Genomic DNA, 12167 nt, shown 5'->3' on the forward strand with positions numbered 1-12167 from the left:
CGCATCCGTGCCTTAGTGCAGGGTCGGTGGCTGGAAGAGTATGGCGACGTCCTCCTCGGTGAAGCGGTAGGTGTGGTTGGAGAGGTCGTCGTGCACCACCACTTCGCCATATTCGTCCAGCACAGCGCGGATTTCCTCTTCACCCAGCCCGCGCAGCATGTCGGCGACCTTCTCGCGGTTGGGCGGCCAATGATGGGTGACCGCACGTGGCTTGAACAGACGTACGTCCTCCTCGGCGAACAGGCGTCCGAGCAACTCGGCGGGGTCGAGCCCCAGCAGTTCTTCCGGCCGGACGGTTTCGGCGAGCGTCTGTACGCGCGACCAGCCGTCGAGATCCTTGGCGTCGGCGCCCGGCAGCTTCTGCACGAAAAGGGCCGCAGCCGCGTCCGGCGAGCACGCCAGCCAGAGGCCGGCGGGCTGCTGTTCGGACTGGGCAAGGTAGTGGGTGAAGGTATCGGTGATGCTGTCGCCCTCCAGCGGGACCAGGCTCTGGTAAGGCTGGTCCAGACCTTCGACGTCCAGACTGAGCTGCAGACGACCGTCGCCGACCAGCGCCGACAGGCTGTCGCCGCTGACGCTCCCTTCGGCCTTGGCATAACCGCGCAGGTTGAGCGTTTCGGCGCAGTCGATCACCAGCAGGCTGACCGGGCCGTGGCCCTGGATCTGGAAGGTGAGACGGCCCGGTTGCTTGAGATTGCCGGCAATCACGGTCGACACCGCGGCCATCTCGCCGAGCAGCCGGGCCACGGCCGGGGCATAGTCGCGTCCGGCCTGCATCGCCTGCCAGACGTCGTCCAGGCGCACGACGGCGCCGCGGATGTCGAGGTTTTCCAGCATGAAGCGCTGGATGTAGCTGGGCGGCAGCGGATGGGTGCTCATGATTTCGAACCTCCGTCGGCGTCCAAAGTGGCAGCGTAGCGCTCGGGTTCGAAGCCGATCAGGAGTTCCTTGCCCGTGGCTGCCAGTACCGGCCGGCGGATCAGGCTGGGGTTCTCCAGCATCAGCGCGATGGCCGCATCTTCGCCGGCTATCGCCTGTTGTTCCGGGCTCAGCTTGCGCCAGGTGGTGCCGCGGGTGTTGACCAGCGCCTTCCAGCCGACGCTGCCGCACCAGCCGCGCAGGGTGTCGGCGTCGAGGCCGTCCTTGCGGTAGTCGTGGAAGCGGTAGGCGACACGGTGCTCGGCGAGCCAGCCGAAGGCCTTCTTCATGGTGTCGCAGTTCTTGATGCCGTAGATGACCGCTTGCATGCGTTCCTCCTGCTTACTTGCCCCGCGCGCGGGCAAAGGCGGCCGCCAGCGCGTTGTTGGTCGGGGCCTGGCGTTCCTGTTGGCGCGGTGCGGCGGGGCGTTGCCCGTTGGGGCGCCGGTCGCCCGACGGAGGGCGACGGTTGCCGTCGTCGGCGCGCTTGGGCGTGGCCTCGTCGCTCATGCGCATGGTGAGCGCGATGCGGTTGCGGGCGATATCGACTTCGAGCACCTTCACCTTCACCACGTCGCCAGCCTTGACCACGCTGTGCGGATCCTTGACGAAGCGGTCGGCCAGCGCGGAGATGTGTACCAGGCCGTCCTGATGCACGCCGATGTCGACGAAGGCGCCGAAATTGGTGACGTTGGTGACCACGCCCTCCAGCATCATGCCCGGCTCGAGATCCTTCACGGTCTCGATGCCTTCGCGGAAGGTGGCCGTGCGGAACTCGGGGCGCGGATCGCGGCCGGGTTTCTCCAGCTCGGCGAGGATGTCCTGCACCGTGGGCAGGCCGAAGCGTTCATCGGTGAATTCCGCCGGCTTCAACGACTTCAGGAAGCTGCTGTTGCCCATCAGCTCGCGAACGTTCTTCTGCACGCGGGCAAGGATGCGTTCCACCACCGGGTAGGCTTCCGGGTGCACCGAAGAGGCGTCGAGCGGATTGTCGCCGGTCGGGATGCGCAGGAAGCCCGCCGCCTGTTCGAAAGTCTTGGGGCCGAGGCGGGCCACGTTCTTGAGCGCGTCGCGGCTGGCGAAGGGCCCGTTGGCATTGCGGTGCTCGACGATGTTGCCGGCGAGTGTGGCGTTGAGCCCGGAGATGCGCGCCAGCAGCGGGGCCGAGGCGGTATTCACATCGACGCCGACCGCGTTCACGCAGTCTTCCACCACCGCGTCCAGACTCTTGGCGAGCTTGCCCTGATTGACGTCGTGCTGGTACTGGCCGACGCCGATGGACTTCGGGTCGATCTTGACCAGTTCGGCGAGCGGATCCTGCAGGCGGCGGGCGATCGAGACCGCACCGCGCAGCGACACATCCACGTCCGGGAATTCGCGCGCGGCGAGTTCGGAGGCGGAGTACACCGAGGCGCCGGCTTCCGACACGACGACCTTGGTGAGCGCGAATTCCGGATGGCGCTTGAGCAGTTCGGCAGCGAGCGCGTCGGTTTCACGCGAGGCGGTGCCGTTGCCGATGGCGATCAGCTCGACCTTGTGTTTCTTCGCCAGTGCGGCCAGCGTGGCCAGCGTGCCTTCGCGGTCGCGGCGGGGTTCGAAGGGATAGACGGTAGCGGTGTCGACCAGCTTGCCGGTGGCATCGACCACGGCGACCTTCACGCCGGTGCGGATGCCCGGGTCCAGACCCATGGTGGTCCGGCTGCCGGCGGGCGCGGCCAGCAGCAGATCCTTGAGGTTGCGTGCGAAGACGCGGATCGCCTCTTCCTCGGCGCGCTCGCGTAGCTGGCCCATCAGTTCGAGTTCCAGGTGCAGCGAGATCTTCACGCTCCAGGCCCAGCGCACGGTGTCGGCCAGCCAGCGGTCGGCCGGGCGGCCCTGGTTGCGGATGCCGAAGCGGGCGGCGATGCGGCCTTCGCAGGGGTGGGGCGCGTCCGGATCGGGGCGGTCGACGTCCAGGGCCAGACGCAGCACGCCTTCGTTGCGTCCGCGCAGCAGCGCCAGCGCACGGTGCGAGGGTAGGGTGGAGATCGGTTCGCGGAAGTCGAACCAGTCGCGGAACTTGGCGCCCTCGTTCTCCTTGCCTTCGATCACGGTCGAACGCACCTTGCCGTGTTCCTGCAGGTAGTCGCGCAGTTCGCCGAGCAAGGTGGCATCTTCGGCGAACTGTTCGATCAGGATCTGGCGGGCACCGTCCAGCGTGCTCTTGGTGTCGCCGAAGCCGGCCTCGGCATTGAAGTACTTTCCTGCTTCGGCTTCCGGATCGAGGGTCGGATCGGCGAGCAGGCTTTCGGCCAAGGGGCCGAGTCCGGCTTCGCGGGCGATCTGCGCCTTGGTGCGGCGCTTGGGCTTGTAGGGCAGGTAGAGGTCTTCGAGGCGCTGTTTGGTGTCGGCGTTCTCGACCTCGGCGCGCAGGGCGGGGGTCAGCTTGCCCTGTTCCTCGATGGAGGCGATGACGGTGGCGCGGCGGTCTTCGAGTTCGCGCAGGTAGCCGAGGCGTTCTTCCAGGGTGCGCAGCTGAGTGTCGTCGAGTCCGCCGGTGGCTTCTTTCCGGTAGCGGGCGACGAAGGGCACGGTGGCGCCATCGTCGAGCAGCTGGACGGCGGCCATGACCTGGCGGGGAGAAACGCCGATTTCGTCGGCAATGCGGTGTTCGATCGGGGGCAGCATGTTTGTTTCGGCGTAATCCGGTGCTAATGGATGCGCCGCCGCCCGGCCTGGGCCGGGCAGCGGCGGAAAGGGGCAAGATGGTGCAGCAAGGCCGCCGATGGGGCAAGCGCGGCATGACCCGCAGGAATCATCCCGTAGCGACGTGTGCGATCCGACCCGTGGTCAAAGCGCAAGCAGGGTCTGCCGGCCCCACCAGCGTTTGCCGGCCGGTAGCGAGACGGGTTGCCGCGCCGCGGCGGCCTCGACGCAGAGCATGCGGCGAAAGCCCTTGGCCGGCATGTCGGCGAGCGCGGCACAGCGTTCTTCCCACGGATTCCAGACGACGACGTCGGGAAAGCCCTCGGCGTTGATGCCCAGGCTGCGGTCGTACTCGCGCAGCAGCAGGGGGCGCTGGACGTCGTGATAGACGCGGTCGGTCTCGGCCTCGATTAGCAACACGTCGCCGCTGTCGCGCTTGATACGATCGCCGTCGGCGCTGTCGCGGTATTCCTGGCCGTAGAGCCCTTCAAGGCGCGATTCCTCGACCTCGCGTACGCGCAGATAGGTATGCAATGCGGCGGTGAATTCGAGCGTGGCGTCGCCCTCGTTGGTGACTTCCAATTCAAGTTCGAGACGGCTGTCCTCGATCAGCACCGTGAGTTCGGCGCTGAAGCGATGCGGCCACAGCGCGCGGGTCTCGTCGTCGTCCGTCAGGCGAAGGATGAGCAGCGCGAAGTCGTCGCCGGTGCGGCGATCCACCAGCGACCAGGTGCGATTGCGCGCGAAACCGTGCTTGGGCAGCGGGCCCAAGCCGGCGAACTGCGGAAAGCACACCGGCACGCCGCCACGGATCGCGGTCTGGCCGTCGAATACTGCGTGCTCGCTCAGGTAGAGGCGCTCTTCGCCGCCGGCCGGCTTCCACGACAGCACTTGGCCGCCGAAGAGGCTGACGACGGCGCGCGCACCGCTGGCAGTGGCCAGGGCGATTGCGGGCTGGCCGTGAAAGTCGATGTTTTCGATACTGGCTGACATCGTGTTTCAGTCCTGCAAGGACAGCACACCGAGTTTGATGGTGCTGTCGTCCGGATCGTTCGTGAGCACGAAGCCGAGGCCCTGCACGAATTTGAGCATGCGGTCGTTGTTGGCTAGGAAGACCCCGTTCATGTAGGCCAGGCCCTTGCCGCGTGCGGCCTCGATCAGCACGCCCATCAGCTTGCGGGCAAGGCCACGATGCTGCCAGTCGTCGCCGACCACTACCGCGAACTCGCAGGATTCGCCGTCGGGGTTCACCGCGTAGCGGCACACGCCGATTTCCTTTTCGGCGCCATCGACCATGATGGTGGCGAGGAAGGCCATCTCGCGGTCGTAGTCGATCTGGGTCAGGCGGGCCACCATCGCAGGCGGCAGCTCGCGCATGGTGTTCATGAAGCGGTAGTACTTGGTCTCGGTCGACAGGCCGCGGACGAACTCGACCTCGAGTTCGGCATCTTCCGGCTTGATCGGGCGGATGGTGATCTCGGTGCCATCGGGGACCGTCCACTTGCTGGTGAGATGGGACGGGTAGGGATGGATGGCCATGTGGTCGTAGCGGTCCGCCGTGGGCGACACGTTCTCGACCACGATGCGGGCATCGACGGCGACCGCGCCGTTTTCGTCGACGATCAGCGGGTTGATGTCCATCACGGTGATCCACGGCAGCTCGCAGACCATCTCCGACACGCGCAGCAGCACCAGTTCGAGCGCTTCCATGTCCACCGGCGGCAGGTTGCGGAACTCGCCGAGCAGGGCATGCACCCGGCTGGAGCGGATGAGGTCGCCCGCCAGGTAGTTGTTCAGCGGCGGCAGCGCGACCGCCACGTCGCGGTTGGCCTCGACGCGGTTGCCGCCTTCGCCGAAGGTGATCACCGGGCCGAACACCGGGTCGCGGCGGACACCGACGACCAGCTCGCGGCCGTTGCGCTTGAGGATCATCGGCTCGATGGCGACGCCGTTGATGTTTGCGTCGGGCCGGTTCTTGCGGACCTCGTCCTGGATCTCCTGGTAGGCGGTGCGTACCGCGGCGAGGCTGCCGAGATTGAGCCGCACGCCGCCGGATTCCGACTTGTGGATGATCGAGGGCGAATCGATCTTCATCACCACCGGCAGGCCGATTTCCTCGGCCAGCACCATGGCTTCGGTGGCCGAGCGCGCGATCACCGTCTGCGCGATCGGAATGCGGAAGGCTGCCAGCAGCGCCTTCGACTCCATCTCGTTCAAGACCTTGCGGCGTTCGGCAAGCGCGGTCTCGATCACCAGCCGGGCGCTTTCTATGGAAGGCGGCGACAGGTGCGACAGCGAGGCCGGCGTCTGCATCAACAGTTTCTGGTTGCGGTAGTAGGCCGAGATGTGGCTGAAGAGTTCGACCGACGGTTCCGGCGTGCGGAAGGTGGGAATGCCGGCTTCGATGAAGCGGTGGCGGGCATCGGTGACCAGATCCTCGCCCATCCAGCAGGTGACTACCGGTTTGTCGGCGGTCTTCTCCAGTTCGATGATTGCCTCGGCCACGCCGCTCGGGTCGGTCATCGCCTGCGGCGTCAGCATCACCAGCACGCCGTCGACGTTGGGGCCTTCCAGCACTGCCTGCACCGCCTTCTTATAGCGTTCGACATCGGCATCGCCGAGGATGTCCACCGGGTTGCCGCGCGACCAGCTCGACGGCAGCGCCGCGTTGAGCTTTTCCATCGTGCCTTCGGAGAACTGCGACAGGGGAATGCCGAGATCGGCCGCACGGTCCGCCGCCATCACGCCCGGACCGCCACCGTTGGTGATGATCGCGAGCCGGTTGCCGCGCGGGCGGAAGTGGGAGAACAGCGCATTGGCCGCGGCGAACAGCTGACCCATGTTGTAGAGGCGGATCACGCCGGCACGGCGCAGCGCCGCGTCGAACACGGCGTCGTCGCCGACCGGCGCGCCGGTATGCGACAGGATGGCGCGGGAGACGTCCGGATGGCGGCCCACCTTCACCAGCAGCACCGGCTTCACCCGCGCGGCGCCGCGCAGCGCGCTCATGAAGCGGCGCGCATCGCGCACGCCCTCGACATACAGGAAGATGCTCTCGGTACGCGGGTCCGAGATCATGAATTCGAGGATTTCGCCGAAGTCGATGTCGGAGGAGGTGCCGAGCGACACCACCGCCGAGAAACCGACGTTGTTCGGCTTGGCCCAGTCGAGAATCGCGGCGCAGAGGGCCCCCGACTGCGAGATCAGGCCGATGGTGCCCTTGACCGCGCTGGCGTGTGCAAAGGTGGCGTTGAGCCCCAGTTCCGGCCGCATGATCCCCAGGCAGTTGGGGCCGAGCAGACGGATCTTGTGACGACGCGCGGCTTCGATGACGTGACGCTCGAACAGCGCGCCGCGCGGACCCGATTCGGAGAAGCCTGAGGACAGGATGATGACCGCCTTGACGCCGGCGCGGCCGCAGCTGTCGACGATGGCGGCGACCTTCTCGGCGCGGACCGCGATCACGGCCAGATCGAGACGGTGGGGCACGTCTTCCACCGACTTGTAACAGGGGATGCCAAGCACCGTTTCGTGCTTGGGATTGATGGCGAAGAGCCGGCCCTTGTAGCCGGCATCGAGCATGTTCCGGATGAGCACGTTGCCCAGGGAAGACTCGCGTTCGCTGGCGCCGATGACGCCGACCGAGCGCGGCTCGAGCAGGGGAGAGAGATAGTGCTTTTCTTTCATCGGAGGCTGCCCGGTGGAATGGATGCGGAGTGCGGTCGGTACGGAAAGACCGGCACCCGGGGATCTAGGAATGCCGGCATTGTACTGCAGTGCACAAATCCACTGTACGAGACTTCGCCGGGGGCCGTCCGGATGACTGCTGTCGGCGTGAAGCAGTTGGCAGTCATGGCGTCAGCCCCCCAGCGTGAAGTAGAAGCGGGCGCCTTCGCCCGGCTTGGACTGCGCCCAGATGACGCCGCCATGGCGCTGTATGATGCGCTGCACCGTCGCGAGGCCGATGCCGGTGCCAGCGAACTCGGTGGCGTTGTGGAGGCGGTGGAAGGGACGGAACAGATTGGAGGCGAAGGCCATGTCGAAGCCCGCCCCGTTGTCGGCGATGCAGAAAACGCGGCGTTCGCGTTCGCGCTCGGCACGGAAGGAAATCTTCGCGACCTCCTCGCGTGCCGAGAACTTCCAGGCGTTGCGCAGCAGGTTTTCGAGCAGCACCCGCACCAGGGTGCGATCGGCGGTGACGATGAGCGCGCGGGTGATCTCGACCTCGGCCTTGCGCTCGGGGTCTTCGGCGCGGATCTCCTCGATCACCTGCAGTGCCAGTTCGGAAATGTCGAAAGTCTCCTTGTGCAGCGACTGGCGGGTCAGGCGGGCGAGCTCGATCAGCGCGTCGATCAGGTGGGCCATGCGCTGCGTCGCCTTGCGGATGCGCTCGATGTGGCTGCGCGAGGTGCTGTCCAGCTTGGTGTCGAGTTCCTCTTCCAGGATGCGGGCGAAGCCGTCGATGGCGCGCAGCGGCGCGCGCAGGTCGTGCGACACCGAGTAGGAAAAGGCTTCCAGCTCGCGGTTGGACGCTTCGAGTTCGGCGGTGCGCAGACGCACCCGGGCCTCGAGTTCCTGGTTGATGTTCTTCAGCGTCAGTTCGGCGACCTTGCGCGAGGAAATGTCGTCGAGGGTGCCGGCCAGGCCCAGCTTGTTGCCGGCGGCATCGGTGATCGGCCGGCAGGCCGCCTCGATCCAGCGAATCTCGCCTTCGCGGGTGCGCAGGCGCAATTCGTAGTGGCACTCGGGAAGGCGCCCGTCGGCTACCGCCAGCAGTTGCTGTTCGGCGTCGGCGCGATCGTCCGGGTGGAAGAAATCGACCAGCGGTTTGCCCAGGCTCTGTTCGACGCGGTAGCCGGTGATGCTGCGCCAGACTCCGTTGACGAAACTCAGCCGACCTACGGTGTCGGTGCGGAAGATGACTTCGTTGACTGCCTCGACCACCTCGAAGTAGCGCTGCTGGCTTTCCTGCAGCGCGCGTTCGGTGGCGACCTGCTCGGTCATGTCGCGGCCGATGCCCTGATAGCCGGCGAACTCGCCACTGCGCAGCATCGGCCGCCCGATCAGTTCGAGGTGGTGGACGCTGCCGTCGCCGGCGCGGCACGACAGCTGTAACGTCACCGCCTCGTGTTGCTCGATGTGGCCACGGTACTTGAGCCAGTCAGCCGGTTCGTATTCGTCCCAGGCGTGTTCCCACGGCCGGCGACCGAGCAGCCTGCGCGGATCGATCCCGGTATGGGTGCGCAGGCCTTCGCCGATGCGGGTGTAGCGGTGGTCGGCATCGGTGGACCACACCCAGTCCGATGCCATGGCGATCAGCTCGAGCAGGCCGCGGGCGTCCGGACCGGGCAGGTTGCCTTCGGCTTCCGTCGGGGGCCGCGGCCGGGTACGGCGGCTGCCGAAACCGAAGCCTGCCAGCGCGCCGACGATCAGCCCCGCGGCGGCAAGAGCGTAGGTGTCGCCGCTGCCATCGGCAGCCAGCGCAAGCGCAGGGCAGGCAGAAGACGCGAGCGCAAGCAATCCAGCCTGCCAGCGGGTCCGCAAGCCTGGCCGCCGAGGGCGGGGGGGGCGGTCATCGTGTGCGCAGTTCACGGGGCTTCCGCTTCCTCGTTACCTCGAAATGCGTAGTCGGCATGTTCGGGCTCGTTGTATGGCACGGCGTTTCTATAGCATAGATCGGCCAAATGGCAGATTGTGCGCCAATGCCGCTGTGGCCACTTGGCGATCCCGGGTGCTGCCTGTCGTAGAATGCGACATCGTCGCCGCGCCTCGCGCGGCATGCTTTTCCGCTATTTTGCCCAATTCCACGCAGAACATCTCCATGCTCTTGTTATTCCGCCGTCTGCACGGAGTGGTGGGCTGAAGGACCAACGCATGCATTCCAGCCTGGCTACGCCCTCGTCCTGGGTAACCCGCTTCTCCTCCCTGATCGCAGCGGGTGGCGAGGTGCTCGATTATGCTTGCGGCGGCGGGCGTCATGCGCGCTGGCTGGCGCAGCGCGGGTTCCGCGTCGAGGCGGTCGATCGTGACGGTGTCGCGCTCGAACTGCTGTCCGGTGTGCCCCGCTTGCGCACCCTGCACGCCGATCTCGAACAGGGCGGGTGGCCCTACGAGGGCAGGCGTTTCGATGCGGTGGTCGTCACCAACTACCTTTATCGTCCGCGCTTCAACGATTTGCTCGACCTGCTCGGCCCTGGCGGCGTGCTTATCTACGAAACCTTCATGGCGGGTAACGAGCGCTTCGGCAAACCCAGCAATCCTGAATTCCTGCTGGCACCGCATGAATTGCTGCAGCGGTTGCCGCCAGGCTGGACGGTGGTTGCCTTCGAGCAGGGCGAAACGGCGCAGCCACGGCCGGCGGCGATACAGCGCATCTGTGCGGTGAACGCCTCCGGCGGTCTGATCGCGCTGCCCTGAACCCTGCTCAACGCTGTATCGCGGCGAGGATCCGGCGCGCGAGCAGCGGGATGCTGTGCGGTCTCAGGTCGTCCGCCGCAATGCGTGGCGCTGTGCCGTAAGCGCTGTAGTTGCCGTTCTGGGAGCGGCGGTAGAGCGGGTCGTAATGATGGTCGATGAACTCGCCGAACAGGGCGGGTAACGCGCGGGCGCCGGCCAGCGCCAGCCAGCTGTCGATGCGTTCGTTGCTCTGAAGACCGCGAAGCTTTTCGATCAGGCCCTGCAGGCGCGGGATGTCGTCGCCGAGGTAGGCGTAGTCGCGCACCAGGTATTCCAGGCGCGCCTCGCGCGTGGCGTCGATCACGATGCAGGGCGCATCGCGTATGGCGAAGAGCAGCGGGTCGGGCAGGAAGATACGGCCGATCCTGCGGCTTTCCGCTTCGACGAACACCGGCTGGGCCGGGTCGAGCGCGCTCAGCACCGCATGCAGCGCGGTTTCGAAACCCTTCTGCGTAGGTTGAGGACGATCGGGCAGGGCGCCGAGAACCGAACCCTTGTGCGCGGCGAGACCTTCGAGATCCACCACCTGTGCGCCTTCGGCGGCGAGCGCCTCGAGTATGCGGGTCTTGGCGCTGCCGGTCGCACCACCGATGACGCGCCACTGCAGCGCCGGTGCGATGCGGGCGATATCTTCGATGACGAGGTGGCGGAAACGCTTGTAGCCGCCTTCGAGCTGGCTGGCATCCCAGCCTATCATCCGCAGCCAGGTGGTGAAGGCACCGCTGCGCTGGCCGCCGCGCCAGCAGTAGATCAGCGGCCGCCAGCGCTTGGGCTTGTCCTGCATGTAGCCGAAGACGTGGCGCGCGATGTTTTCGGCCACCATCGCCCCGCCGATGCGGCGGGCCTCGAACGGGGACTGCTGGGTGTAAATGGTGCCGACGGTGGCGCGCTGCTCGTTATCGAGCACCGGCAGGTTGACCGCGCCGGGAATGTGGTCTTCGGCGAATTCGGCCGGGGTGCGGGCGTCGATGATCTCGTCAAACTCCCCCCGCTGTGCTACGGTCGCAACGCCTTTATGCATGGTTTCCGGCGCCGCATCCTGCGTGCGCCACTCCTTCGGACTCATGGAAAAAATCAGACTCACGCAATTTTCCCACGGCGGCGGATGCGGCTGCAAAATCGCGCCGGCCGTGCTGGCCGACATGCTCGCCGGCATGCCGCCGGGGCTGATGCCGGCTGACCTGCTGGTCGGCACCGAAACCGCGGATGACGCCGCAGTTTATCGTTTGAACGACCGTCAGGCGGTGGTGGCAACGACCGATTTCTTTACCCCCATCGTGGACGATCCCTACGACTTCGGCCGCATTGCTGCGACCAATGCGCTGTCGGACGTATACGCGATGGGCGGCACGCCCATCATGGCGCTGGCGGTGGTCGGCATGCCGCTCGACAAGTTGCCGTCCGGGGTCATCGCACGCATCCTCGAAGGTGGCGCCGCCGTGTGTCGCGAAGCCGGCATCCCGATCGCCGGCGGCCATTCCATCGACGTGCTGGAGCCGATCTACGGGCTGGTCGGCATCGGTGTGGTCGATCCGGCGCGGGTCCGCACCAACGCCGGCGCGCGCGCCGGCGACGTGCTCGTCCTGACCAAGCCGCTCGGCGTCGGCATCCTGTCCGCCGGTTTGAAGAAGGGGCTGCTGAGCGAGGCCGGCTACGACGAGATGCTGCGCTGGACCACCACGCTCAACCGCGTCGGCGCCCGCCTGGCTGAGATCGACGAGGTGCACGCGGTGACCGACGTGACCGGATTCGGCCTGGCAGGTCATCTGCTCGAGATGTGCCGTGGCGCCGGCCTGGGCGCGACGGTGCGCTTCGACGACCTGCCGCTGATCGCCGAAGCGGTGCAGCTGGTGCGCGATGGCGTCGCGACCGGTGCTTCGGGCCGCAACTGGGCGAGTTACGGCGAGGCGGTCGATATGCCGGCCGGTGCGGAAGAGTGGCAACGCAAGCTGGTCACCGATCCGCAGACCTCGGGCGGCCTGCTGATCGCCTGCGCGCCGGAGGCGGCCGAGCAGGTGTTGGCTGCGGTGCGCGAGATTCAGGGTAACGAGGCGCGGGTGATCGGCGCCATGGAAGCCGGGCCCGCCCGACTGGCGTTGCGCTGACAT

9 protein-coding genes are annotated in these 12167 nt (G+C 66.7%); 2 read left to right on the plus strand and 7 right to left on the minus strand.

Annotation, left to right across the window (positions count from 1 at the left end; genetic code table 11):
* Window positions 1–12: 12 nt before the first annotated feature.
* The 6 genes from CJ010_RS11705 to CJ010_RS11730 all read right to left on the minus strand — a co-directional run bounded on the left by CJ010_RS11705 (window position 13) and on the right by CJ010_RS11730 (window position 9147).
* Entirely contained in the window at window positions 13–879 is an 867-nt protein-coding gene (locus CJ010_RS11705; RefSeq protein WP_141018192.1) for an Hsp33 family molecular chaperone HslO, read from the minus strand.
* Window positions 876–1247, minus strand: a complete 372-nt coding sequence (locus CJ010_RS11710; protein ID WP_141018193.1) for an ArsC family reductase — start codon at window positions 1245–1247, stop codon at window positions 876–878. The genes CJ010_RS11705 and CJ010_RS11710 overlap by 4 nt, the downstream gene beginning before the upstream one ends.
* 13 nt (window positions 1248–1260) lie before the next feature.
* Window positions 1261–3585: a Tex family protein gene (locus CJ010_RS11715; protein WP_141018194.1), complete on the minus strand. Its 2325-nt coding sequence runs from the start codon at window positions 3583–3585 to the stop codon at window positions 1261–1263.
* Window positions 3586–3747: 162 nt separating this feature from the next.
* On the minus strand, window positions 3748–4596 hold the full coding sequence (locus tag CJ010_RS11720; protein WP_141018195.1) for a D-hexose-6-phosphate mutarotase: 849 nt from the start codon (window positions 4594–4596) through the stop codon (window positions 3748–3750).
* A gap of 6 nt (window positions 4597–4602) precedes the next feature.
* Complete coding sequence (locus CJ010_RS11725; protein WP_141018196.1) at window positions 4603–7290, minus strand: bifunctional acetate--CoA ligase family protein/GNAT family N-acetyltransferase; 2688 nt, start codon at window positions 7288–7290, stop codon at window positions 4603–4605.
* A 171-nt stretch (window positions 7291–7461) separates the two neighbouring features.
* A complete protein-coding gene (locus CJ010_RS11730) occupies window positions 7462–9147 on the minus strand; it encodes a PAS domain S-box protein (protein WP_205754947.1) in 1686 nt (561 codons plus the stop codon).
* Between the two features lie 330 nt (window positions 9148–9477).
* Here CJ010_RS11730 and CJ010_RS11735 point away from each other — a divergent pair, with 330 nt between their 5' ends.
* Entirely contained in the window at window positions 9478–10020 is a 543-nt protein-coding gene (locus CJ010_RS11735; protein ID WP_141018197.1) for a bifunctional 2-polyprenyl-6-hydroxyphenol methylase/3-demethylubiquinol 3-O-methyltransferase UbiG, read from the plus strand.
* A 7-nt stretch (window positions 10021–10027) separates the two neighbouring features.
* Here CJ010_RS11735 and mnmH read toward each other — a convergent pair whose 3' ends face one another.
* Window positions 10028–11080 (minus strand): tRNA 2-selenouridine(34) synthase MnmH, encoded by a 1053-nt coding sequence (gene mnmH, locus CJ010_RS11740; RefSeq protein WP_141020674.1) that lies wholly within the window; start codon window positions 11078–11080, stop codon window positions 10028–10030.
* Between the two features lie 43 nt (window positions 11081–11123).
* Between mnmH and selD the strand changes: the two genes are divergently transcribed.
* On the plus strand, window positions 11124–12164 hold the full coding sequence (gene selD, locus CJ010_RS11745; protein WP_141018198.1) for a selenide, water dikinase SelD: 1041 nt from the start codon (window positions 11124–11126) through the stop codon (window positions 12162–12164).
* Window positions 12165–12167 lie beyond the last annotated feature (3 nt).

Origin of the sequence: Azoarcus sp. DD4, from assembly GCF_006496635.1 — a bacterium.
Classification (GTDB): Bacteria; Pseudomonadota; Gammaproteobacteria; order Burkholderiales; family Rhodocyclaceae; genus Azoarcus.

Excerpts from the sequence above, each read along its gene's own strand:
- CJ010_RS11720 (WP_141018195.1), bottom strand. The coding sequence starts at position 4,596 with ATGTCAGCCAGTATCGAAAACATCGACTTTCACGGCCAGCCCGCAATC.
- CJ010_RS11725 (WP_141018196.1), bottom strand. The coding sequence starts at position 7,290 with ATGAAAGAAAAGCACTATCTCTCTCCCCTGCTCGAGCCGCGCTCGGTC.
- selD (WP_141018198.1), top strand. The coding sequence starts at position 11,124 with ATGGAAAAAATCAGACTCACGCAATTTTCCCACGGCGGCGGATGCGGC.
- CJ010_RS11735 (WP_141018197.1), top strand. The coding sequence starts at position 9,478 with ATGCATTCCAGCCTGGCTACGCCCTCGTCCTGGGTAACCCGCTTCTCC.
- CJ010_RS11705 (WP_141018192.1), bottom strand. The coding sequence starts at position 879 with ATGAGCACCCATCCGCTGCCGCCCAGCTACATCCAGCGCTTCATGCTG.
- CJ010_RS11715 (WP_141018194.1), bottom strand. The coding sequence starts at position 3,585 with ATGCTGCCCCCGATCGAACACCGCATTGCCGACGAAATCGGCGTTTCT.
- mnmH (WP_141020674.1), bottom strand. The coding sequence starts at position 11,080 with ATGCATAAAGGCGTTGCGACCGTAGCACAGCGGGGGGAGTTTGACGAG.
- CJ010_RS11710 (WP_141018193.1), bottom strand. The coding sequence starts at position 1,247 with ATGCAAGCGGTCATCTACGGCATCAAGAACTGCGACACCATGAAGAAG.